The organism is Draconibacterium sp. (assembly GCF_041583095.1).
Taxonomy (GTDB): Bacteria; Bacteroidota; Bacteroidia; order Bacteroidales; family Prolixibacteraceae; genus Draconibacterium.
In genome coordinates this window covers 18,854-42,221 of sequence record NZ_JBFHGM010000004.1, presented here as the reverse complement: position 1 = coordinate 42,221, position 23,368 = coordinate 18,854, and the positions used below count along the sequence as shown (strand labels likewise).

The following is a 23,368-nucleotide window of genomic DNA, read 5'->3' as shown; positions in this document are numbered from 1 at the left end:
TGGAATTTGTCTTTTAGTTGCAATGTTTTAGCCTTGAAAACTAGGTAGTTCAATTGATTTCAATTAATTTTATAGAAATCAAAATCTACCTGTCATGACTAAATCAAAAAAGTATCCCGTTACCCGAAGAGATTTTATCAAAGTATCGGCAACAACAACAGCTGCAGTTTCAGCCATGTCGCTTGGTGCCTGTAATTCCGAAAAATTACCCAAACCAATGAAGCGCCCGTTTGGTAAACTTGGCTTTAATGTAACTACACTCGGCCTGGGAGGGCAGGCGTCGATTCAATGGACTCCTGATGATGTTGAGCCTGAAAAAATCATCCTCAAAGCATTTGATTTGGGCATTAACTATTTCGATACCTCCAACCTGTACGCCGACAGCCAGCTGAATTTCCACAAAGCTTTTAAACACATGAACCTGATTCCGGGCGAAGATGGGTATAACGAAGCGCTGCGGAAATCAATTTGGTTAACCAGTAAAACGGCTATGCGTTGGGGTAAACCGGGATGGCCCGAACGGGAAAATGTCAGCAACTGGTCGAATGGCGAAAATGTACAATGCGCGGTCGACGATGTAAAACGTTCGTTAACCCAGTTGTTTGGCGATGGAGAAGGGTATTACCCGGATGGCGCCTACCTGGATATGGTGCTATGCCATACCTTGCATAACACCGATGAGGTTGATGTGCTTTACGAAGGACTGGAAACGCCGCTTGATCCCGATGGCAATTTTGGAGCTTTGGTGGCCCTTCGCGATTTACGCGACGGAACCAACCTGACCGGGATGAATCCGAAAAATGAAAAGCTGATCAAACATATTGGTTTCTCAGGGCATGCAAATCCGCCGGCTATGATGGATATGATTCAGCGCGATGAATACGGCATTTTAGATGGTATGCTGATAGCCATTAACGCCAACGACAAAACCAAAATGAACATGCAGAATAATGTTATTCCGATTGCCGAAGCCAAAGGAATGGGAATAATCGGTATGAAAGTATTTGCTGATGCTGCTATGTACCATAAAGAACCACGCTGGTCGCAAACGCCTGCCGATGTTTTCCGTAAAGTGGGTACCGATGAATTGCCGAGCAAGCCACTTATTGAATATTCGCTGACAACACCGGGTGTTCATACCTTGATTATCGGAATCGGGCAAATTGATGACGACCCAATGAAATGCCAGCTGGTACAGAACTTTTATGCTGCACAAATAGCTCCTGACGGAATGAGTGCCGATGAGCGAAAACGGATTGAGGAGCAGGCCAAAAATGTGAAGCCGGGAAGTAACTACTTTCAGGCCATTGAGAAAGAAAACCTTTCTGCTCCGCGCGATGCAAAATTGGTTGATGGCAAATTAACCTGGAACACGGCTTTGGCCGATGAGGAGCCCATATCGCATTACGAAATTATCCGTGATGGGGAGTTGCTGGGCAAGGTGGAACACAAACCTCAGCTTTTTATAAGCAAGCCTTTTAGTATTACTCTCGACGAGCCGGGTAATGTTACGCTGGCCACTGTTGATATAGCTGGAAATAGAGCTGAGACAGTTGTGACGTAAAAACCTGATTTCGATATTAAAATATTTTCACAGAAAGTCATAATTGCGTCAGATTTGCATTTAAAATTCTGCAGGAATAACGGGTTATTTCAACGAATTTTAAATGCAAAGATGGCGTGAGAAGGACTTTCCTTTCAGGCTTCGCTCTTTTTGCCATAAACTTCCCCCAATTTTCTTGCATTATCCCGATAGTTCTTCGAAAACTGGTGAAAGTTTCTGACTAAAAATAGCTGAAGCTGTGAGTTATTTTAAAGCCGAATTCAGGTTTATCAAAAATTTAATCACCTTTGTGCCGATTAGTATGAACCAAAAGTCGTACTATTGGTTTGAGATAGTAAAACATAATTTAACTAAGATGGTAGACAGACTTTCCGATCCCATCGGAAGATTGATGGGATTGCGTTATAAATCGCACCCCTGGCACGGTGTTTCAATTGGCGATAATGCCCCCGAAGAATTAACCGCTTTTATAGAAGTGGTTTCAACCGATACGGTAAAATACGAAATTGACAAGGATAGCGGTTACCTGCGTGTTGACCGGCCACAAAAATTTTCGAATGTTGTTCCTGCTTTGTATGGTTTTATTCCGCAAACTTATTGCGGTACCAAAGTTGGCGAATATTGTTCGGAAAAAGTTAACCGAAAAGGCATAAAAGGCGATGGCGACCCGATTGATATTTGTGTGCTTACTGAAAAGGATCTGGCGCATGGAGATTTGCTGGTAACGGCTCGTCCAATTGGAGGTTTCCGGATGATTGACGGCGATCAGGCAGACGATAAAATTATTGCGGTTTTGGATAACGACACCGTGTATGGTCATTTTACCGATGTGTCGCAGGTGCCGGAAATTGTAATTCAGCGTTTGGAGCATTATTTCCTTACTTACAAGGATATGCCAGGTGTTGATTCAAACACCGAAATTGCGACAACCTATGGGCACGATGAGGCGCTTGAGGTGATTAAACTTTCGGTTGAAGATTACAACAACAAGTTTGCGAATCTGGGCAAACTGCTTTCATAGTGTCGTTTCACACAGAGATGTATAAAAAAGGCTTGATTTCTTAAAGATCAAGCCTTTTTTTGAATCACCCGTAAGAGTTGGTGAAGAAGTTATAAAATATCCCATCCATAAGTTTCAATATTGAATAGAAGCTACCAAACATAAGCAACACTCTTTTGGCTTATCAGCCGGATTCTACTCTTTGGTTTAGCCCAAAGAGTAGACAGAAAACCCAAGGCTGCGCCCACTTCCCTCGGAAAAGCTACGCGATGCCGACTAAAATTACTGAACCCGTCGTTCCTCCTCAAACAGCAGTAATTTTTTAACGTCGTCACCACTTGTTTTCCGGTTCATCGGCCGAGGCCAAGCTTCGGTGCGGCGGCTTTGCATAAGTGGACGGCCTCTTTTGGTGGTTGCCCGTAGTTAAAATAAAACCTTAGTGAGAGCGGGAAGCTCCGAGTTGGCGAGGAGATCACCCGTCCGAACTTAGGTTTTATGAAAACGCAGGGTAACAACCAAAAGCAGCCTTGCCTTTTTTGCTTCATTTTTGTGGTAAGACAAAAATGAAGGCCGCCGGCAGGCATGGAATAATATTCAATATCTAAATTGATCCACCGGATTTTTCGGGTGATCCTTTTTTTCTTTTAATAGATTTTCGCTACCGGGTAACGTTTATAGGTTTTTTCAGCCCATTCGGTGTTGTTGTAAATGTAGCTTAACTGTGCCCGGTGATCCTTTGCAAATTCCGGATCGGCTTTACGTTTTTCCTTCAGCTGCTTTTTGAACTCCGGATGCTCATTTAGATATTTCAGCGCATTTTCTTCAAATCCATACGACGAAAAATATTCGCGTTGGTCAAGAATAGAATCAAAAAAGTTCCAGCGGAAAAATGAGTCCATTGCTTTGGGCTCCAACATCTCCAGAATGTATTTCATTTTGCGCTGGCGAACCGGAATCAGCAGGTCGCCGGCGTAATAATTTATTTGTTGAACCTCACTTCTGGTAGTTACTTCGTTATGAATATAATGACCGTTAAACGGTTGCTTCGGACTTGAATACTCGTCGATATAATCAACCGTTACTTCCATTAGCGTATCATTTTTTAGCGGTACCATTTCAATGCCGTTCAGTTTTAATCTTTCAATTACTTCGGTCCAGCCTTGCGGAAGAACATAGTATTTAGGTATTGTAATTTCTTCTACTGCGTTGTATGTGTCGTAATAGCGAATTTTTTTCGAAAGTGGTTTCGAGCGGTCGTAGCCAAAACGTGGCAGGCCGGTAACTTTGTCAATTATTTCGTTGCTGGTTTCATAACCGTCGAAAGTTAATGTGCTGTATTGCGTGGTGTCTACCTGATAGGTAATCGGGTAGGTAAGCATCTTTAACAGTTCTTCGGTTCCTTGTTTTCGGCTGGCGATAATTTCATCCGAATTTTCTGAAGTGAACTCATTTAATGCAACAATAAACTGGTAACACGACTTTACGCGGTCGGCAAAGTCTTTGTACACGTGGTTTTCGGTCATCATTCCGTAGCTGTTAAACAGACTCGCATAACCCGATGAATACCTCGGTGAATCCTGCCAAAGCAGAATCCCTGACAGCGGCTCATAGTTAAGCCAGTTCACATATGGAATCAGTTTATACTCGCCCTCTTCCATTTTTTCATAAATATTGGGGATCATTTGGCTACGCAGAAATTTTTCCTGTGCCGGTGGAAAATAATCGGGAAAAGGCGTAATTAATGTGATGCTGTATTCATGATCGGAGCCGTTTGTGGTATGAGTATCCAGAAAAACATCGGGATCCCATTCATTAAAGATTTTGTTTATCGACCGGGCATTTTCCGAATCGCATTTGGCAAAGTCGCGGTTCAGATCAAGGTTCTTTGCATTTCCGCGAAAGCCGGTTTCGTAAGGTGTAGCCTGGTTGGCGCGGTTGTATTTGCCACGGTTCAGGTGTCCGCCAATGTTGTACACCGGAATGATGACAATTACTGTGTTATCGAGCCACTTTTTCATTCCGTTTTTGTTGCGCAGAATATCGTCGGCAAATTGCAGGCTCGCATCAATTCCCTCCGGCTCGCCCGGGTGAATGCCATTGTTAATGAGCAAAACTGATTTTCCCTGAGCTTTTACTTTTTCAGGATTAAATTCCGGTTCACTGTTAATAATAAAGGTGTGCAATGGTTTTCCAATGTCGGTAAAGCCGCTTTCAACCAATGTTGCATTTTCGTACTTCGCATCAAGTAGTTCGAGCATCTCGATTACTTCGTCGTAAGTAGGCGTGTAATTTTGCTCGTACTTTAGGTTTAACAGTGGTTTTTGGGCAAACAACAACAGGCTGACAGCGCACAGCACTACAACCAAAGCAGTTTTTTTTCTCATGATGTAAAATTTGAGTAGCCAGGCTACAAACGCAAAAATTATTTTCGTTCTAAATCAAGGTAAGAATAGTCAAAATCGTTCTTTTCGTCGTGCAGATCTTCGCGTTTTAGTTCGTTCCACTCGGCATAATTAACCTCGGGAAAATAGGTGTCGGCATCAAAAGTTTTATGTACCAGCGTAAGGTAAAGTTTGCCGGCAACCGGGAAGAACTGTTTGTAAATCATTCCGCCACCAATGATAAAAGCCTCTTTTTCATCTTTCACTTTTTCAATGGCTTCATCAATGGAAAAAACCGTTTCGCAACCGGGAAATACATCGTCGTGTTTATCGGTAATTACAATGTGCCGGCGGTTTGGCAGTGGCCATTTTGGTAACGACAACAGTGTGTTACGCCCCATAATAATGGTGTGTCCGCTGGTAATTTCTTTAAAGCGTTTCAAATCGGTTGGTAAATGAAACAGCAGATCGTTGTTTTTGCCAATGGCAAAGTTCTCGGCAATAGCAACGATTATCGAGATATTTTTTTGAATTGTATTTGTCATTTTAAGATTGTTTTAAACGGCAACAGCTCCTTTAATGTGTGGGTGCGACTGGTAACCAACCAACTCGAAGTCTTCGAATTTAAAATCAAAAATGCTTTTTACATCCGGGTTGATCTTCATTTGTGGCAGCGGAAGGGGTTCGCGCGATAGCTGCAATTTTACCTGCTCAATATGATTGGAATAAATATGTACGTCGCCAAAAGTATGCACAAAATCGCCTGGCTCAAGATCGCAAACCTGTGCCATCATCATGGTTAGTAATGCGTACGATGCAATATTAAATGGAACGCCCAAAAATACATCGGCACTACGCTGGTACAGCTGGCACGATAATTTTCCGTCGGCAACATAAAACTGGAAAAGGATGTGGCACGGTGGCAGGTTCATTTTGTCGAGTTCGCCAACATTCCAGGCACTCACCAAATGGCGTCGCGAGTCGGGATTGTTTTTAATGGCATCAATTACCTGCGATATCTGGTCGATGTGGCCGCCATCGGGTGTTGGCCAGCTGCGCCACTGGTAGCCGTAAATGTGCCCGAGGTTGCCATCGTCGTCGGCCCACTCGTTCCAGATACGTACTCCGTTATCCTGCAAATATTTTACATTGGTGTCACCTTTCAAAAACCAAAGCAATTCGTAAATAATCGATTTCAGGTGCAGTTTTTTTGTTGTTACCATCGGAAAACCTTCGCTCAGATCAAAGCGCATTTGGTGTCCAAAACGGCTGATCGTTCCTGTTCCCGTGCGGTCTTCTTTAACCGCTCCCTTTTCTAAAATGGTTTCCAATAGTTCTAAATACTGCCTCATTTTTCAAATATTTCCCACAAAAATAATCGTTCAAAAAGAACTGCTTCCGATTTCCGCAGTTTAAATATTCACAATTACACTGAGATTGTTAACGGGCACATTTTTAGTGATAGTATCACTTTAAGTGATGCTATCACTGTTTGTGTCTTTAAGGATTAAGCCGCGAACCACATTTCTTACAAAAAACAGCATCGTCGTCGTGTGAAGGATGCAGGCATTGCGGGCAAACCTGTGTGTTTTTATCGCTGGTTGGATTGATAATCTCAGCAGTAACAATACCCGTTGGAACGGCAATGATAGCGTAACCCATAATCATTACAATACCCGCCAGAAATTGGCCCAGTGGCGTTCCCGGGCTAATGTCGCCATAACCAACGGTGGTAAGGGTAACGATTGCCCAGTATATTCCTTTTGGGATGCTGGTGAAACCGTGTTGCGGGCCTTCAACGAGGTACATAACCGTTCCGATAATAATGACCAACATGGTTACAAAAAAGATAAAAACACTTATTTTTTCGCGACTATTCCAAATGGCTTTGGCCAGTGAGCGGCCTGCCTCGGTGTATCGTGTAAGTTTTAAAATACGGAAAACGCGGAGTAAGCGGAGAATACGAATCACCACTAAACTGTGCGATCCGGCAACTACCAGCCCAATGTAAGTGGGCAAAACCGATAAAAGGTCGATGACGCCGTAAAAACTAAAAATGTAACGCATCGGTTTTTTTACAATGGCAACGCGCAGAATGTATTCTATGGAGAAAATAACGGTAATACACCATTCCAGAATATGCAGTAATTGTAAATGATTTTCGCGTATTGAAGGAACACTTTCAAGTAATACCAGTGCAACGCTTATAATAATAATAAACAACAGCGCCACATCAAAAAGTTTTCCCCCCGGCGTATCAGCTTCAAAAATAATCTCGTAAATCTTCTGTTTGGTTTTATTCATCGGCAGCAAAATTGTGATTTAAAGATACTATTTATTTCGAAAAGCGAATCTGAACAAAAGGCGTGTTCGCAAAGATTAAGCCGTTCGAAAAAAAATGGACTTGATGAAATTATAGAAACGTCAGGTGATGTATAAAAAGATGTCAAGTGATCTTTTAAACGGACACAAGTGAGGTGTAAAGAGATGTCAAGTGAAAGAAATTCCGCAGTCAAGTGAATGAGCAGTAGCAATATATCACGCATAAAAAAGCCCTTCCCAAATAAATGGAAAAGGCTTTTTGAAATTATTTCGTATTGGTTTTTAGAGAACGGTTTCTACGCTTTCGTAAGGTAGGTCGAAAGCTTCGGCAACGCCTTTGTAAACCACTTTTCCGTCAACAACATTCAAGCCTTTGCGTAATGGCTCGTTGTCGATACATGCTTGTTTCCATCCTTTGCCTGCAATTTCAATAGCATAAGGAAGTGTGGCATTGGTAAGCGCAATTGTTGAAGTACGTGGAACAGCACCCGGCATGTTGGCCACACAGTAATGCAATACATGGTCGATTACATAAGTTGGGTCGGCGTGAGTTGTTGCTTTTGTAGTTTCGAAACATCCACCCTGGTCAACGGCAACGTCAACCAAAACAGTACCCGGTTTCATTGTGCTCAGCATATCACGTGTTACCAAATGTGGCGCTTTGGCACCAGGAATAAGAACAGCACCGATAATAACATCGTGCGATTTGACCATCTCGCGAATGTTAAACTCGTTACTCATCATGGTTTTTACGTTAGCCGGCATAATATCGTCGAGGTAACGCAGGCGTTTCAACGATACATCCATAATCGTAACATCGGCACCCAATCCGGCAGCCATTTTTGCTGCTTCGGTACCAACAATACCACCACCAATAATCAAAACTTTAGCAGGAAGAACTCCGGCAACTCCACCAAGAAGCACACCGTAACCACCGTAAGTTTTTTCAAGGTATTTGGCACCTTCCTGAATTGACATACGACCGGCAACCTCGCTCATTGGTACAAGCAGCGGAAGCGAACGGTCAGGCAATTCAACCGTTTCGTAAGCCAAACAAATCGATTTGTTTGCGATCATGGCATGTGTTAAAGGCTCGCACGATGCAAAGTGGAAATAAGTGTAAAGAATTTGTCCTTCTTTAATCAGCTTGTATTCCTCCTCAATCGGCTCTTTTACTTTGATGATCATTTCGGCAATGCCGTAAACATCTTCAATGGTTGGAAGCATTTTGGCTCCAGCTCCAATATAGGCTTCATCCTGGAAACCGCTACCCATACCACCGCCGGCCTGAATGTATACTTCATGACCATGTTTAACCAACTCCGCAGCACCGGCAGGTGTAAGTGCAATACGGTTTTCGTTATTTTTAATTTCCTTTGGTACTCCAATTATCATTACAGTAAATATTTGAGTTTTTTCTGAGTTCAAAAATAGACCACTATTTGTGACTAAAACATGATAAATGCTCAGGATTTGGAACAATTTATTGTAAAAGTAACATGTATGACATCATATACTTAGAAATTGCAAGTTAAGTTTGCAATAAGATATTAATTTGTCTGAAATTTTAGATTATTGTTTTCAGTTTGATAATCTTATCTTTGCTTGCTTTTAAAAAATATTATATAACATGCCGACAGTATCAGACAGAGGAAGGATAATGCCTGATTCACCAATCAGGAAATTAGCTCCGTTAGCTCATGAAGCTAAAGAGAGAGGGGTTAAAGTGTTCCATTTAAACATCGGTCAGCCCGATTTACCAACACCTCCTGAAGCGCTGGCGGCCATCCGGTCGATCGACCGGGAAATTTTGGAATACACTCCGAGTGAAGGAATTTTATCGTTTCGTCAGAAACTGGCGAAATATTACCACAAATTTGATATTGATGTTACGGCTGATGATATCATTGTTACCTCGGGAGGTAGCGAGGCGGTAACCTTTGCTTTTATGAGTTGTCTCGACCCGGGCGACGAAATTATTGTGCCCGAACCGGCTTATGCCAACTACGAAGCGTTTGCAATTGTTGCCGGAGCTAAGATTAAATCGATTCCGGGCGACATTGAAGAAGGATTTGTATTACCTCCAATCGAAGAATTCGAGAAGCTGATCACCTCAAAAACCAAGGGGATTATGATCTGCAATCCGAATAACCCGACCGGCTACTTGTATACGCAACAGGAAATGAATGCCATTCGCGACCTGGTGAAGAAATACGATCTGTATTTGTTTTCCGATGAGGTTTACCGCGAGTTTTGTTACACCGGCGCTCCTTATATCTCCGCTTTCCACCTGGATGGAATTGAGCAAAATGTTGTTTTGGTTGATTCTGTTTCGAAACGCTACAGCGAATGTGGTTTGCGGATTGGTGCCCTGATCACCAAAAACAAAGATGTGAAAAAGAATGTGATGAAGTTTTGCCAGGCACGTTTGAGCCCGCCGCTTATCGGGCAAATTGCTGCCGAAGCTTCATTGGATGCCGATCCGGAATACATGCTGAATAATTACAACGAGTATGTTCAGCGACGAAAGTTTTTGATCGATGGGCTGAACCGCATCGATGGCGTGTATTCTCCAATCCCAATGGGGGCATTTTATACCGTTGCACGTCTTCCGGTTGACAATGCCGATAAGTTTTGTGCGTGGCTATTGTCCGATTTTCAATTCGAAGGACAGACCGTTTTTCTTGCACCGGCTTCGGGCTTTTACACCGGCTCTGATAAAGGGCAGGATGAAGTGCGAATTGCTTACGTGCTGAATAAAAAAGATTTGGCCGTTTGTTTGAAAATTTTAACCGAGGCGCTAAAAGTTTATCCCGGAAGAAAGGAACGCTAACGTTTAAAAATAGAATTGTTAAAACATAAAAAAACCGGACTGCAAACAGTCCGGTTTTTTCTTTATCTGTAGTTTGTTACGCTAAGTTCTTAACACGCTCCATTGCTTCAAGTACATTTTCGCGATCGGCAAAAGCTGAAAAGCGGAAGTAACCTTCACCTGCAGGACCAAAACCGGATCCCGGAGTTCCAACCAGGTTCGCTTCGTTTAAAACTTTATCGAAAAAGTCCCACGATGTCATATTGTTTTTGGTTTTCACCCACACATAAGGCGCATTAACACCACCGTAAACTTCGTAGCCAATTTCGGCCAGACTTTCACGCATTATTTTGGCGTTTTCCAGGTAGTAAGCAATTACTTCTTCTACCTCTTTTTTGCCTTCTTCGGTGTAAATGGCAGCAGCCGCTTTCTGAACCGGGTAAGAAACACCGTTAAATTTGGTTGATTGACGACGGTTCCACAATTTTTTTACCTGGTGTGCTTGCCCTTCCGAATCGTATGCTACCAACTCGTTTGGTATAACGGTTATGGCACAACGTGTTCCTGTAAAACCTGCTGTTTTTGAGAAACTGCGGAATTCGATGGCAACTTTTTTCGCGCCTTCAATTTCGTAGATCGAACGTGGAATTCCATCTTCGGTGATAAAAGCTTCGTAAGCCGCATCGTAAAGAATTATTGCATTTTTTTCGATGGCATAATCAACCCACTTTTTCAATTCTTCTTTTGAAGCTACTGTTCCTGTTGGGTTGTTCGGGTAGCAAAGAAAAATCAGATCAGGAGTTTCAGTCGGAAGCTCAGGAATAAAGCCGTTTTCTTTTGTACAAGGCATGTAAATTATTCCTTCGTAATGGCCGTTTGCCTGGCAAGCGCCTGTTTTTCCACTCATTACCGTTGTGTCGGCATAAACCGGGTAAACCGGGTCGCAAATCGCAATTTTATTGTCGTTGCCAAAAATCTCCTGAATATTTCCGGTGTCGCATTTCGAGCCGTCAGAAACGAAAATTTCATCAGCAGAAATATCAATGCCTTTCTCCTGGTACGAGTGTTTTGCAATGGCTTCGCGCAGGAACGCATAACCTTGTTCCGGTCCGTAACCTTTAAAAGTTTCACCTTTCGCCATTTCGTCAACGCCTTCGTGAAAAGCTTTTACAACACTGGTGACCAATGGTTGGGTAACATCGCCGATACCCATTTTAATTACTTTTTTATCGGGATTGGCTTCGATGAATTCGCTCACTCTGCGCCCAATTTCCGGGAAAAGATACCCCGCCTGAAGTTTCAGGTAATTCTCGTTAATTTTTGCCATATCTGTCTATTTTATACTATGTTCCAAATTGGAGCGTAAAGATAAAAAAATCTATCGGCAAGTATTTTTACTGCGAATTCCTTTGTGGTTATTTAGATTAATTTAATGCATGTTGGCGGCTGAGGATTGGGGAAACTCTGTTAATTTTGGGAAAAATTATTTTGAGATGCAAAACTTCTTTGTAAAGTCACACGGTCTGGGTAACGATTATATCGTTTTAAACCAGGATGAGATAACTTTTGAATTAACCGAAAAAGCCATAATTCGCATTTGCGATGTTCACTTTGGAATTGGCTCCGATGGCATTCTTTTGAAAGTGCCAAGTGAGAAAGCCGATTTTGGTTTGCGTATTCTGAATCCCGATGGTTCGGAAGCAGAGAAAAGCGGAAATGGCCTGCGTATTTTTGCCAAGTATTTGTACGATTATGGTTTTGCTCAATCAAAATCATTTAGCATTGAAACGCCGGGAGGATTGGTGCGGGCAGAGGTAATTGAAGAGAAGAACAACAAAGCTTTCACTATAAGAGTGGATATGGGAAAGGCGATTTTTGAATCGAAACGAATTCCTGTTAATTGCGAAAAAGAGGAATGTATCGGTGAGCCACTTGAACTGGAATACCGCGGATACGAAATTAATTGTGTGTCGGTAGGCAATCCGCATTGTGTGGTTTTGAAAGACGAACTGGATGAGAAGGAAATAAAAACTTTCGGGCCGCAAATTGAGACCAACCCGATGTTTCCGAACCGCATAAATGTACAGTTTGCAAAAGTTGTTTCGCCAAACGAAGTGGAAGTGATGATTTGGGAGCGCGGTGCCGGCTGGACACTGGCATCAGGAAGTTCGTCGTGTGCAGTGGCGTGTACGGTTGTTAAACGTGGATTGACCGATCGTAACCTTACCATAAAAATGCCGGGTGGAAATCTGGCCATTGAAATTGATGAAGATTGGGAAATCCGCATGACCGGTGAAGTTCGCGAGATTGGATCAGGAACATTGGGTGCAGAATTATTAAACGATCTTGAACTATGAAAACACTACTGATTTTTATGCTGGCTGTTTTTGCATTCAGTGCAAACGCCCAGTTTAAGTGGCCAAATGGCGCCAAAGCGGCTGTCGTTTTTACTTACGACGATGGTTTGGATTGCGATTTAGATGTTGTTGTTCCGCAACTGGACGAGTTTGGATTAAAAGGAACATTTTTTTGTACCGGCAATTCGCCAAGTCTATATAACCGAACCGAAGAGTGGCGTGCCATTACAAAACGAGGGCACGAGCTGGGAAACCACACATTATTTCACCCATGCGACGGAACCGGGCAGGATTGGGTAAAACCCGAATACGACCTGAGAACTTATACTCCCGAACAGATTGTTGCTGAGTTAAAAACAGCCAACACTTTATTAAAGGCAGTCGATGGAAATACTGAACGATCGTACGGATATACCTGCAGCCATTTTGTGGCCAATGGTGTGGATTTTACCGATTCGATAAAAAATATTTTTGTGGCTGCCCGTTGTGACGGCCCCATCCCGGAAACTATGGACGATTATAAAACCTGGAAAACACCAAGTTATATGTCTGTTGATCCGGCGATTGAGGATTTGATCGCTCAGGTTGAGGAAGCCAAAGCAAAAGGAACAATTGTGGTATTCATGTTTCACAGTGTGGGCGGTGGTTATTTAAATACCGCAGCCGATGTGCATAAAAAACTGCTGCAGTATGTAAGCGAAAATAGCGATGATCTTTACAGCGACTCGTTTATAAATGTAATGAAGTACGTGAAGGAAAATCAGTGATCAGATTTCCAGATTTGTAATTTTTTCAGTTACCTGGTAGTCATATTTCGGGTATTCGTACATGGCCATCCGTGGTTCGGTGTGGCCAATGGTGTAACCATAAACACCGTTGTAATCTTCCCGGTTTTCACCCATTTCTTCTAGCTGTTCCAGGTATTCGTCCAACGATTTCGATTCGATGACAATTACCTTTCCCATTTTATGGATTATGGGGCTGTGAGCACGTGTCGGGTCGTGGTCGAATTCCAGAATCCGTCGGCCATAACGGGTTATACCAATGGTTCTGAATGTCATACTTTTTCCCACTCCCGGTAAATTCAGGATACTTCGGTCGGTAGATAAAAACGGCAGTTCAGTTTCCCGGTGCAACGTTTTTATATTCTCCACAATTTTAGCCGGGTGAACCAATAGATGCTGGGCAAAGTCCATGTCTTTTGCCGGAATTGTTCCGAATATTTTTTCTTCCATTCGTTCCTGCATCAGGCGCGAGTTGGGTGTAAAGTTGCTTTTATTCTCTTTAAACCCTTTTACGATAAAGGTGTAATAGGAGAGCACACCGATTTCATTCAGTACATGGCGGAGTTTTACACTATGTCCCCGCCGTGAAGCTGCCGTAGTAAAAACTTCCTGGTTGGTAACTGCCCAGCCCGATTCAAGCAGCAACTGAACAGCGTGTTTTGATTCGGCAGTTATTTCCATTGGCGACTGAAAGTGCGCTTGAATAACAAATTGTTGTATGCCTGCCTTCAGGGCCTTCTTCTTAAAATCAAAAAGGACTTTGCAAAGATTGGGAGTGATTCGTTGTGGCAAATATGCCGGCAAACGCGTTCCGATCCGGATTCGTACAATTTCGGCATATTTTTCTCCCTCAGCACGCGATTTATTGTCCTCTATTTTTGCAAAAGCCATGTTATATATGGCTTCTAGAATTTGTTTCAGGCTATTATTGCTGCTCATTAATGCATCACCACCGGTTATCAGAATATCACGAAGTTGGGCGTCGTTTCTAAAATAGTCAAGTAATTCGGGCAGGCGCTCTTTCCACGATTTTTCTGGCTTCAGTTTGTCGAGATTAAAATTGTACCGCCCACTCTGAAAATCGTACATTCGCTGGCAACTGGCGCACAAACCACCACAAGCCCGGCCAACGGTGTCGGGAATAAAAATAGCGACTTCGGGGTAGCGCCGGTGAATATTGTGCGAAGGCACTATCCAGCCCGCAGCATTGGGTTCGCCGGGTTTTACCTTGTCTTCCTTTTCCCAGGCCACAATTTTCCCAAACTCCTCAACCAGTTGTTTACTGTAAATTACATAAGAACGGATGGCCATGTCGGCACCCACCACATAATCGGGGATGTACGAATTCAAGAGCGAGAGGTAATAAGGATTTACAAAAAACGGAATACCTTTTCTGCGTGCCTTTTTCAGCACTTTCATTGTTTCCTCAGTAAGTGTATGGTCGAGCATTTCGTTCAGCAATTCCGGAGAACGGATGGCAAAGCGTAAGTGAAAATTACTATCCAACCACCACTCGTTCATCAGCTTTTCTTTTTCGGCAAAACTTAAGCCCGATTCAAAGGAATACCTTTGGCTGGAAATATCACCACTATCGATTTTTTCAATCAAAATCCGGATGATCCGCTTTTTATTTTCTTGACGAAGTTCTTCCACCACCGGGTCAAGTCCCGAAGGGTATTTCTGCATCCAGTTTTCTACCTGGCTTTTTGTGGGATGCGTTCGGATTTGCGTATCATTTAACTGGCGAAACAATTGCAGCATGTCCTCGAAAAACGCAGCTTCTGCACCACTGCTTCCTTTATGAGTAGCCAGCCAAAGCATTTTAAACGGATTGGTTTGTGCCAGTTGGCCGCCAATATTCTGGTCGGGAAATTCCCTGCCTGCATTGTCGATATAATCCAGAATACGAATGGCCGCCAAATCCTGCCAGTTCAATTTTTCGGCCAGTTCTTCATCGTCTGAGGTGCCCAGGTAATAACTTTCAGCAATCGGATTACGTTTTAAAATTGGCAAAACCCAATTACGCAAAGCTTCATGAATTTCAACGACATTGTTGGCGTTTCTAATGATCTTTTCAAGAACCGGATTTTCAGCCAATAATTTTTGAAGAATTTTTCGTGCGCGTACGGAGATTCCAACCTTGTCCCAAAAAGCAATTGAATCCATGGCGAAAATTTTTTAGCAAAGCTGTCGGATCAATTAAGTTACGAAAAATCGGCCTGAAATCAAAGGAATTGCGATTGGGAATACGAGCGCCTGTGTGAAACTTTTGCATTGAAAATCAAAATATTATACCGTTGTGAGCGCAATTTGTTGAATTCGATTATCTTTGTGCCGGTTTTTAAAAAATAACAGAGAAATCCCGAAAGGGAAGGAACACCTAATAGTTTGAAATAATGGCACATAAAGCAGGATTTGTGAACATTGTTGGCAACCCGAATGTGGGTAAATCAACAATTATGAATGCACTGGTAGGCGAAAAACTGTCTATCATCACCCAAAAGATGCAAACCACACGCCACCGCATAAAAGGCATTGTAAGTGGCGAAGATTTCCAGATTGTTTATTCCGATACTCCCGGTATTCTGAAGCCCAGTTATAAGCTTCAGGAATCGATGATGAGGTTTGTTGATACGGCTTTAATCGATGCCGACGTGATTCTTTTTGTTACCGATGTTAAAGAAAAGGTAGACAAAAATCCGGAGTACATCGAAAAAGTACGTAAGTCGAACATGCCGGTTATCGTGTTGCTCAACAAGATCGATCTGTCGAATCAGGAAGAAGTATTAAAACTGTACGATCACTGGTCGAACACTTTCCCGGGAGCAGATGTTTTTCCGATTTCGGCGCTCGAAAGATTTAATATCGAACCTATCTTCGATCGTATTTTGGAACACTTGCCCGAAGGTCCGGCCTTTTTCTCGAAAGATCAATTAACCGACCGAAACGAGCGTTTTTTTATGCAGGAAATTATTCGTGAGAAGATACTTTTGCACTACCAAAAAGAAATTCCTTATTCGGTTGAAGTTGAGGTAGAAGAGTTTAAAGAAGAGGAGAAGATTATTAATATCCGTACGGTAATTTATGTTTCGCGCGAGAGCCAGAAAGGCATTATTATTGGCCATCAGGGAAAAAGTATAAAACGCGTGGGAACAGAAGCACGAACTGATGCAGAAGAGTTTTTCGACAAGAAAATTTTTCTGGAGTTGTATGTGAAAGTGGCCAAAGACTGGCGCGAGAAAGACGGTCAGTTGAAACAATTTGGATACGATAAATTTTAAAAAGTCAGAAGACGGTAGACCGGAGTAGGAGGTATTAAAAGAGCTATCCTTAGCCCCGACTTTTAAGTCGGGGGGAGAGATTGAATACTCTGGAAAACAATGGGCTTTAGCCCTTAAAAAGATTAGAAAAAATGAGCAGCAGAATAGTAGCTATAGTAGGACGCCCGAATGTGGGTAAATCAACTTTGTTTAATCGTTTGATTGAACAGCGTAAAGCCATTGTTGACGAAACAGCCGGCGTTACCCGCGACCGTAATTACGGAAAAGGCGAGTGGATTGGCGTTGAATATTCGGTGATCGACACCGGTGGTTATGTGGTAAATTCGGAAGATATTTTTGAAGCAGAGATCAACAAACAAGTGCATTTGGCCATTGATGAGGCCGATGTAATTATGTTTGTAGTTGATGTGGAACTGGGAATTACCGACCTGGATGATGCCATCGCCAATATTTTACGACGCAGTAAAAAGGAGGTTATCCTGGTAGTAAACAAGGTCGACAACAACAACCGGATTTTAGATGCACAGGAATTCTACGGTTTGGGATTAGGCGATATTCATTGTATTTCGTCGATGACCGGAAGTGGAACCGGCGATATGCTGGATGCCCTGGTTGCCAAATTCCCGAACAGAGAATCGTTGGAAGAAGAACACGAGCTGCCACATATTTCTGTGGTTGGCCGCCCGAATGTGGGTAAATCGTCGTTTATAAATGCTTTGATTGGTGAAGACCGTAACATTGTAACCGATGTGGCCGGCACAACCCGCGATTCCATCCATACCCGATACAATAAGTTTGGCCACGATTTTATGATCGTTGATACCGCCGGACTGCGCAAAAAGGGAAAAGTTAGCGAAGACCTGGAGTTTTACTCCGTTTTACGCTCGGTGCGTACCATCGAAAATTCAGATGTTTGTTTGTTGCTTATTGATGCAACACGTGGTGTGGAAGCACAAGACATGAACATCCTGAACCTGATATTAAAAAACAAAAAAGGTGTGGTTATTTTGGTGAATAAATGGGATTTGATTGATAAAGATACCATGACAACCAAAAAGATAACCGAGGAAATTCATAACCGAATGGCCCCTTTTACCGATGTGCCGATTGTTTTTATTTCGGCCCTTACAAAACAACGGGTACATAAAGCCCTGGAATTGGCAATGGAGGTGCACGAAAATCGCAAACAACGTATTAAAACCTCGGAACTGAACGAAGTGATGCTTGAAGCGATCGAAAACTACGGACCACCATCGATAAAAGGCAAGTACATAAAAATTAAGTATTGCACGCAGTTGCCATCGCCAACGCCTACCTTTGCTTTTTTTGCCAACTTGCCACAGTATATAAAAGAGCCATATAAACGTTATCTGGAAAACCAGTTGCGCGATAACTTCAATTTTACCGGCGTTCCTGTACAAATTTATTTCAGACAGAAATAGAAGGAGCTTGAAGTTCGAAGTCGGAAGGCCGAAGTTCGAAGTTGAAAAATTCCATTTGCATGATTTGCAGATGGAATTTTTTTTGTGTTTTAGTGCCGAAAAATTTTAGTGTGCAGATGGGAAACTGCTTGCGATAAAGAGCAATTAATTTATTAAATTGGCTAAAATTCTTTGGGATTGGTTATTGTATGGTGTTAAATCCCGAAGCATAAAAGAAATAGTATGGCACGTTTTTTAAAAGATCGCTCAAACGCAAAAGGCATGGTTCCAGGCTCTTTGGTGCTTATCGGCCGGCAGAAAATGGATAAACCGATCGTTCAATTGATACGGTACAATGAGGTTGATTTACTGGAAGAAACTGTCGGCTCATTTGATGAAGTAAAAGAAAAATTACAGGCCGAACAGGTGAACTGGATCAATATTTATGGTTTACACGATCTGGAAACGATCAAACAGCTTGGTGTGGAATTTAAACTTCCGTCGCTTTTACTCGAAGATATGTTGAATACCGACCAGTCGCCAAAGTATGAAAATGGTGAAAGTTACGATGCTTTTATCATGAAAATTCTTCATCCGGAGGAAGGTTCGAAACGGATACACGCCGAGCAGATAACACTTGTTCTTGGGGAGAATTATGTGTTAACCCTGCAGGAAAGAAAGGCTGATGTTTTTGAAGTCGTTCGCGAACGTATTCGTAAAAGTAAGGGAAGAATCAGGGCAAGGGGAAACGACTACCTGGCCTATGCGTTAACGGACGCGTTGGTGGATAATTATTCGATTCTGATTGAAAATATTGGCCGGCAGGTGGAAGATATTGAAGAACGGCTTTTTAAGCAAATGGACTCCAAATTAGTAGAGGAGATTTACCAATTTAAAACCGAACTAAATTACATTCGGAAAGCAGTTCGTCCCATGCGCGAGTTTATGACTTCGTTGTTAAGAACTGAAGATACTTTTTTTCAGAAAAAGAATATTGCTTATCTGAAAGACCTGAATGATTTGCTTGTTCAATGTACAGAAGCAGTAGAAATGTACAATAACATGACTTCTGATCAGCTGAATATCTACAACTCGAACATGAGCAACCGAATGAACGAGGTGATGAAAACCCTCACCATTTTCGCTTCTATATTTATTCCGCTAACGTTTATTGCAGGCATTTACGGAATGAATTTTGAATATATTCCCGAACTCAAATTTAAGTATGGTTATCTTGTTTTCTGGATAATTATTTTAATGCTGGGTGGTGGGTTACTGATTTATTTTAGACGAAAAAATTGGTTATAAATGTGTTTCACGCGGATTACACAGATGCCACAAATTGAATTTTTAATCAGCGTAATCTGCGGGAAATTTTAATTGAAGAAGAATACAGTAAAGTTTAACCGATAGAAACCAAAACAAATATGCAGGACATTGATAATATAGAACTGGAGTATTTAAAATTCGATGATTACCAGGAACTCAAAGAGGCAATGATTCAGGTGTACACCAGCATGCCCGATGCCTACTGGAAAGAACACCATATAAAATCGCTTATCGATCGTTTCCCCGAGGGGCAGGTAGTACTGAAAGTAAACGGGCAGATTGCCGGTTGTGCACTTGCCATTGTGGTTGATTACGACAAGTTTGAAGATAACCACACCTACAAAGAAATTACCGGGAATTATAAGTTTGATACACACTCGCCGGATGGCGATATGTTATATGGGATTGATATTTTTATTAAACCTGAATTTCGCGGATTGCGTCTGGGGCGCCGCTTGTACGATTACCGTAAAGAGCTGTGCGAACGGCTTAATTTAAAAGGAATTGCATTTGGCGGACGGATTCCGAATTATCACCTTTACCAGGATGAGCTGTCGCCAAAAGAGTACATTCAGAAAGTGCGAACAAAAGAGATTCACGATCCGGTGCTGAATTTTCAAATATCGAACGATTTTCACCCGGCAAAAATTATAAAAGGTTATTTGGAAGGCGACACCGACTCGAATGAATATGCCGTGTTGCTGGAGTGGGATAATATTTATTACGAGAAACCACGTAAAAAGCCGGAGATCACAAAAACAGTGGTTCGTTTAGGATTGGTACAATGGCAAATGCGGCCTTATAAAACGCTGGAAGACCTGATGTTACAGGCCGAGTTTTTTATCGATGCCGTTTCGGGTTACCGTTGCGATTTTGCGCTGTTTCCCGAGTTTTTTAATGCGCCATTAATGGCAGAGAACAACCATTTAACCGAGCCGGAAGCCATTCGCGACCTGGCCAAACACACCGATGCTATTACCGCAAAGTTTTCGGAGCTGGCGATTAGTTACAACATCAATATAATTACCGGCAGTATGCCCGAATTGGTGGACGACAAGTTGTATAATGCGGGTTACCTGTGTCGCCGCGACGGAAGTACCGAGCGCTACGAAAAACTACACGTAACACCCGATGAGGTAAAAATTTGGGGCATGCAGGGAGGGCATACCTTAAAAGCACTGGATACCGATTGTGGAAAGATCGGGGTGTTGATTTGCTACGATTCGGAATTTCCGGAATTGAGCCGTTTACTGGCAGATGAAGGAGTGGATATTTTGTTCGTTCCATTTTTAACCGACACCCAAAACGGTTTTTCGCGGGTACGAAACTGCTCGCAGGCACGCGCCATCGAAAACGAATGTTACGTGGCTATTGCCGGAAGTGTGGGCAACTTGCCGAAAGTGCATAATATGGATATTCAGTATGCGCAATCGATGGTATTTACGCCCTGCGATTTTGCCTTCCCGGTAAATGGAATAAAAGCCGAAGCCACGCCAAATACCGAAATGATTTTGATTGCCGATGTGGATATCGGTTTGTTGCGCGAACTAAATCAGTTTGGTAGCGTTAGAAACCTGAAAGACCGTAGACTGGATTTGTTCCAGCTGAAAAAGAAGGTTTAGTTTTAGCCAAAAAAAGATTCGATAAGGAAGGTTTTGTCCTGGCTTTATCGAATCTTTTTTCATTGGTGATACTAGTCTATAGCAACTGTGTTGTCGTAACCTCTTATCATAATTGTGTTTCCTTTATCGCCTGCAAGTAATTCAAGTTCGCCGCTTTTTTCAATGTGGCGGCTTGGCGACAGCGATTTTGGATAATCAACTTTTCCGTATTTCATCTGTGCATCAATTTTAAATGGTACCTCACCGGCACCGATGATCAGTTTCCCGTATTTCCCGTCAAACGAAATGCCTTCAAAATCGGTATTTAGCTGGTCGATATCAATGTCATCGTCATAGCTTATAATCGAGAGTTTTGTTGTCGACTCAATTTCGTATTTGCTGTATTTGCTTTGGGCAATGTCGATCGAGATGGTTTTGTCGAGATAAATATTGTTGTCGTACGATTCCGGAATGTTAAGTGTTTTTACTTTACCCAATTCCAGGTCGGAATATTTACCTGTAAACGCTACAGATTTCGCCGATTGTATTTTCAGGTTGCAGTCGTATAAGTCGAGTGAGAGCTTGTCAAGCTCAGCTTCTGAAACCAGGTCGGTATATTTGGCCTCCATTTTCAGGTTGTTAAAACCATCAATAAGCACTTTGTCGTCGTACGAATTAATCTTCAAATTTCCGGCTTTGCTTCCTTCAATTTTCGAGTATTTACTCTCGATGGTAATATCGCCAGCCGTTTTAAATTCAATATCAGTATCATACAGGTTAAAGGTGGCTTCGTCGTTGAATTTCGCCACGTGCAATTTCGAGTATTTTGCTTCCAGCTCAACGGTTGATTGAAATCCTTCAGCGCGAAGTTCGCTGTTGTAAAGGTTCAGTTTATTTTCTCCTTCAATTTCACCAATAAAAACCGAACTGTACTTATTTTCAAGATTCAGGCTGGCCGATTTCGGGATGTTCATTTCATGCCTGATCTCAAAATCTTTAATCTTAACCTTATCGCCATTCAAAAGGGTGATGGTGCTGCGTCCGTTAATTGAGTTCATGCTTTTGTAAAAACGCGTATCAATGTTCATCCGGTTTCCTTTTAGGTCGAATTCGAACGCTTCAATGGCGGCTATCAGCTTTTCAGCATCTTCCCGGCTGTGGGCATTCACTTTTATTTCGGTGCTGATACTTACCGTTTTATCGTTGATCGTATTAATTTTTAAGTCGGCTGCGTGGTTCGATAAATTGATGCTTACATCGGCCGGCACTCCAGCCGACTTATTTAACTTTTTTGAAGTCTCGTAGCTTTGAGCCCAAACAAAATGGCTGCTCATTAAAAGGATAGCAACTGTAATTAATTTAAAGTGTAATTGTTTTTTCATGATTTTCTCGTTTTTCTATTTCCAGTAGAATTCGGTTTAATACTTTGATTTTTTTCTCGTAATAATCGAGCAGAACGTGTATCACCGGCTCGTTATCGATAGTATTGTTGAGATCTTTTTGGTAGGTGGCATAAATTTGGTCGAGGTTATTCAACTCGTTGAGTAAGAACTGAATCTCTGAATTGTCTTCCGGTAGTTCTTGCTCCACCATTTTCCATTTGGCATTTACCACCTTTTGAAGAGAGGCTTCCTTGTTGCCTAATTCTTCTGAAATATCAGACAGTTGAACAATCACCATCTGTTTATCAGAAGTTTCGTTCACCACAAAATAAGTGGCCGAAACAACAAACAGAAATATAGCCGCAACTTTCCAAAACCATTGGGGCAGGTTTTGCTTTTTGTTTTGGTGAAGCTGGTTGCGTATCCCTTCCCAAACAATGTCGGGTTTGGGTTCTTCCACATCAAGCATTAGCCGTTGCTCTTTCAAATATTTTTCCAGTTCTTGTTTCATCTTGAATCATTTTTTCGAGTAATTGTTTCGCCCTGAAAAACTGTGTTTTTGCTGTCGACTCCGAAATGCCCAGTTTTTCTCCTATTTCAGCATGTTTGTAGCCTTCCAAAGCACGAAGTACCAATATTTCGCGGGCGCCATCCGGCAGTTGTTTTATATAATGGTGAATCCTTTCCGGGCTAAATTCGCTGTCAATTTCAACTGCTATTTCCAGCTCATCGTTACCCAGACTTTCAACTTCAGCATAAAACGTTTTTTCTTTTCTTGTAACATCAATACTTCGGTTAATTACAATTCGTTTTAGCCAGCCTCCAAATGCCTTTTCGTTCTGTAACTTGTCAATCTCCGTGAAAGCTTTTACAAAGGCATCCTGGAGCACATCTTCCGCCAGACTTTTATCATTTGTCAAACGAATGGCAACATTGAACATTCCCTTGCAATAAAGTTTGTAGAGTCTGTACTGGGCTTTCGCATCGCCCTTTTTACAAAGCCTGATCAAGCTAAGCTCGTTATCGTTGTGGTGTATTTCCAAATTGTTTTTCTTATTGCTGCCAGACCGTTTTCATCAGATTTAAATCCCGATCTCTGCCTTTAAGACGAAGATATTCTGAAAAGGTTGGAA

19 protein-coding genes are annotated in these 23,368 nt (G+C 42.2%); 9 read left to right on the top strand and 10 right to left on the bottom strand.

Annotated features, from left to right (window positions below; translation table 11 throughout):
* Nucleotides 1-94: 94 nt before the first annotated feature.
* A complete protein-coding gene (locus ABZB17_RS00705) occupies nucleotides 95-1,564 on the top strand; it encodes an aldo/keto reductase (protein WP_372647382.1) in 1,470 nt (489 codons plus the stop codon).
* Between the two features lie 355 nt (nucleotides 1,565-1,919).
* On the top strand, nucleotides 1,920-2,585 hold the full coding sequence (locus ABZB17_RS00700) for an inorganic pyrophosphatase (protein ID WP_372647381.1): 666 nt from the start codon (nucleotides 1,920-1,922) through the stop codon (nucleotides 2,583-2,585).
* 623 nt (nucleotides 2,586-3,208) lie between these two features.
* On the opposite strand, the gene ABZB17_RS00695 is transcribed toward ABZB17_RS00700, so the two are convergent.
* The 5 genes from ABZB17_RS00695 to ald all read right to left on the bottom strand — a co-directional run bounded on the left by ABZB17_RS00695 (nucleotide 3,209) and on the right by ald (nucleotide 8,662).
* Complete coding sequence (locus ABZB17_RS00695) at nucleotides 3,209-4,948, bottom strand: M14 family zinc carboxypeptidase (RefSeq protein ID WP_372647380.1); 1,740 nt, start codon at nucleotides 4,946-4,948, stop codon at nucleotides 3,209-3,211.
* A gap of 38 nt (nucleotides 4,949-4,986) precedes the next feature.
* Nucleotides 4,987-5,490 (bottom strand): dihydrofolate reductase, encoded by a 504-nt coding sequence (locus ABZB17_RS00690; RefSeq protein ID WP_372647379.1) that lies wholly within the window; start codon nucleotides 5,488-5,490, stop codon nucleotides 4,987-4,989.
* A gap of 12 nt (nucleotides 5,491-5,502) precedes the next feature.
* Nucleotides 5,503-6,297 (bottom strand): thymidylate synthase, encoded by a 795-nt coding sequence (locus tag ABZB17_RS00685; RefSeq protein WP_372647378.1) that lies wholly within the window; start codon nucleotides 6,295-6,297, stop codon nucleotides 5,503-5,505.
* A gap of 148 nt (nucleotides 6,298-6,445) precedes the next feature.
* Nucleotides 6,446-7,249 (bottom strand): ion transporter, encoded by an 804-nt coding sequence (locus tag ABZB17_RS00680; protein WP_372647377.1) that lies wholly within the window; start codon nucleotides 7,247-7,249, stop codon nucleotides 6,446-6,448.
* Between the two features lie 300 nt (nucleotides 7,250-7,549).
* Nucleotides 7,550-8,662 carry an alanine dehydrogenase gene (gene ald / locus ABZB17_RS00675; RefSeq protein ID WP_372647376.1) on the bottom strand — a complete coding sequence of 371 codons (1,113 nt, stop codon included), beginning with the start codon at nucleotides 8,660-8,662 and terminating at the stop codon, nucleotides 7,550-7,552.
* Between the two features lie 235 nt (nucleotides 8,663-8,897).
* Between ald and ABZB17_RS00670 the strand changes: the two genes are divergently transcribed.
* The gene (locus tag ABZB17_RS00670) at nucleotides 8,898-10,100 is read left to right on the top strand and encodes a pyridoxal phosphate-dependent aminotransferase (protein ID WP_372647375.1); all 1,203 of its coding nucleotides are present in this window, start codon (nucleotides 8,898-8,900) and stop codon (nucleotides 10,098-10,100) included.
* 76 nt (nucleotides 10,101-10,176) lie between these two features.
* Here ABZB17_RS00670 and ABZB17_RS00665 read toward each other — a convergent pair whose 3' ends face one another.
* Nucleotides 10,177-11,406, bottom strand: a complete 1,230-nt coding sequence (locus tag ABZB17_RS00665; protein WP_372647374.1) for an LL-diaminopimelate aminotransferase — start codon at nucleotides 11,404-11,406, stop codon at nucleotides 10,177-10,179.
* A gap of 166 nt (nucleotides 11,407-11,572) precedes the next feature.
* Between ABZB17_RS00665 and dapF the strand changes: the two genes are divergently transcribed.
* Entirely contained in the window at nucleotides 11,573-12,436 is an 864-nt protein-coding gene (gene dapF / locus ABZB17_RS00660) for a diaminopimelate epimerase (RefSeq protein ID WP_372647373.1), read from the top strand.
* The gene (locus tag ABZB17_RS00655) at nucleotides 12,433-13,203 is read left to right on the top strand and encodes a polysaccharide deacetylase family protein (protein WP_372647372.1); all 771 of its coding nucleotides are present in this window, start codon (nucleotides 12,433-12,435) and stop codon (nucleotides 13,201-13,203) included. The genes dapF and ABZB17_RS00655 overlap by 4 nt, the downstream gene beginning before the upstream one ends.
* Here ABZB17_RS00655 and ABZB17_RS00650 read toward each other — a convergent pair whose 3' ends face one another.
* The gene (locus tag ABZB17_RS00650) at nucleotides 13,204-15,387 is read right to left on the bottom strand and encodes a KamA family radical SAM protein (protein ID WP_372647371.1); all 2,184 of its coding nucleotides are present in this window, start codon (nucleotides 15,385-15,387) and stop codon (nucleotides 13,204-13,206) included.
* Nucleotides 15,388-15,617: 230 nt separating this feature from the next.
* Between ABZB17_RS00650 and era the strand changes: the two genes are divergently transcribed.
* From era to ABZB17_RS00630, 4 genes are all read left to right on the top strand, one after another.
* On the top strand, nucleotides 15,618-16,502 hold the full coding sequence (era, locus tag ABZB17_RS00645; RefSeq protein ID WP_045031746.1) for a GTPase Era: 885 nt from the start codon (nucleotides 15,618-15,620) through the stop codon (nucleotides 16,500-16,502).
* Between the two features lie 131 nt (nucleotides 16,503-16,633).
* The gene (der, locus tag ABZB17_RS00640) at nucleotides 16,634-17,944 is read left to right on the top strand and encodes a ribosome biogenesis GTPase Der (RefSeq protein ID WP_372647370.1); all 1,311 of its coding nucleotides are present in this window, start codon (nucleotides 16,634-16,636) and stop codon (nucleotides 17,942-17,944) included.
* Between the two features lie 222 nt (nucleotides 17,945-18,166).
* Nucleotides 18,167-19,231: a magnesium/cobalt transporter CorA gene (gene corA, locus ABZB17_RS00635; RefSeq protein ID WP_372647369.1), complete on the top strand. Its 1,065-nt coding sequence runs from the start codon at nucleotides 18,167-18,169 to the stop codon at nucleotides 19,229-19,231.
* 119 nt (nucleotides 19,232-19,350) lie between these two features.
* Nucleotides 19,351-20,874 (top strand): GNAT family N-acetyltransferase, encoded by a 1,524-nt coding sequence (locus tag ABZB17_RS00630; protein ID WP_372647368.1) that lies wholly within the window; start codon nucleotides 19,351-19,353, stop codon nucleotides 20,872-20,874.
* A gap of 71 nt (nucleotides 20,875-20,945) precedes the next feature.
* On the opposite strand, the gene ABZB17_RS00625 is transcribed toward ABZB17_RS00630, so the two are convergent.
* From ABZB17_RS00625 to ABZB17_RS00615, 3 genes are read right to left on the bottom strand one after another with little or no spacing between them, the layout of a single operon-like run.
* Entirely contained in the window at nucleotides 20,946-22,235 is a 1,290-nt protein-coding gene (locus ABZB17_RS00625; RefSeq protein ID WP_372647367.1) for a hypothetical protein, read from the bottom strand.
* Entirely contained in the window at nucleotides 22,213-22,746 is a 534-nt protein-coding gene (locus ABZB17_RS00620) for a hypothetical protein (protein WP_372647366.1), read from the bottom strand. The genes ABZB17_RS00625 and ABZB17_RS00620 overlap by 23 nt, the downstream gene beginning before the upstream one ends.
* On the bottom strand, nucleotides 22,697-23,278 hold the full coding sequence (locus ABZB17_RS00615; RefSeq protein ID WP_372647365.1) for an RNA polymerase sigma factor: 582 nt from the start codon (nucleotides 23,276-23,278) through the stop codon (nucleotides 22,697-22,699). Before ABZB17_RS00615 ends, ABZB17_RS00620 begins: the two co-directional genes overlap by 50 nt.
* Between the last annotated feature and the right edge of the window lie 90 nt (nucleotides 23,279-23,368).

Bases quoted from the DNA above. Each gene is read 5' to 3' on its own strand.
- ABZB17_RS00705 (WP_372647382.1), top strand. From the start codon at position 95: ATGACTAAATCAAAAAAGTATCCCGTTACCCGAAGAGATTTTATCAAA.
- ABZB17_RS00700 (WP_372647381.1), top strand. From the start codon at position 1,920: ATGGTAGACAGACTTTCCGATCCCATCGGAAGATTGATGGGATTGCGT.
- ABZB17_RS00695 (WP_372647380.1), bottom strand. From the start codon at position 4,948: ATGAGAAAAAAAACTGCTTTGGTTGTAGTGCTGTGCGCTGTCAGCCTG.
- ABZB17_RS00690 (WP_372647379.1), bottom strand. From the start codon at position 5,490: ATGACAAATACAATTCAAAAAAATATCTCGATAATCGTTGCTATTGCC.
- ABZB17_RS00685 (WP_372647378.1), bottom strand. From the start codon at position 6,297: ATGAGGCAGTATTTAGAACTATTGGAAACCATTTTAGAAAAGGGAGCG.
- ABZB17_RS00680 (WP_372647377.1), bottom strand. From the start codon at position 7,249: ATGAATAAAACCAAACAGAAGATTTACGAGATTATTTTTGAAGCTGAT.
- ald (WP_372647376.1), bottom strand. From the start codon at position 8,662: ATGATAATTGGAGTACCAAAGGAAATTAAAAATAACGAAAACCGTATT.
- ABZB17_RS00670 (WP_372647375.1), top strand. From the start codon at position 8,898: ATGCCGACAGTATCAGACAGAGGAAGGATAATGCCTGATTCACCAATC.
- ABZB17_RS00665 (WP_372647374.1), bottom strand. From the start codon at position 11,406: ATGGCAAAAATTAACGAGAATTACCTGAAACTTCAGGCGGGGTATCTT.
- dapF (WP_372647373.1), top strand. From the start codon at position 11,573: ATGCAAAACTTCTTTGTAAAGTCACACGGTCTGGGTAACGATTATATC.
- ABZB17_RS00655 (WP_372647372.1), top strand. From the start codon at position 12,433: ATGAAAACACTACTGATTTTTATGCTGGCTGTTTTTGCATTCAGTGCA.
- ABZB17_RS00650 (WP_372647371.1), bottom strand. From the start codon at position 15,387: ATGGATTCAATTGCTTTTTGGGACAAGGTTGGAATCTCCGTACGCGCA.
- era (WP_045031746.1), top strand. From the start codon at position 15,618: ATGGCACATAAAGCAGGATTTGTGAACATTGTTGGCAACCCGAATGTG.
- der (WP_372647370.1), top strand. From the start codon at position 16,634: ATGAGCAGCAGAATAGTAGCTATAGTAGGACGCCCGAATGTGGGTAAA.
- corA (WP_372647369.1), top strand. From the start codon at position 18,167: ATGGCACGTTTTTTAAAAGATCGCTCAAACGCAAAAGGCATGGTTCCA.
- ABZB17_RS00630 (WP_372647368.1), top strand. From the start codon at position 19,351: ATGCAGGACATTGATAATATAGAACTGGAGTATTTAAAATTCGATGAT.
- ABZB17_RS00625 (WP_372647367.1), bottom strand. From the start codon at position 22,235: ATGAAAAAACAATTACACTTTAAATTAATTACAGTTGCTATCCTTTTA.
- ABZB17_RS00620 (WP_372647366.1), bottom strand. From the start codon at position 22,746: ATGAAACAAGAACTGGAAAAATATTTGAAAGAGCAACGGCTAATGCTT.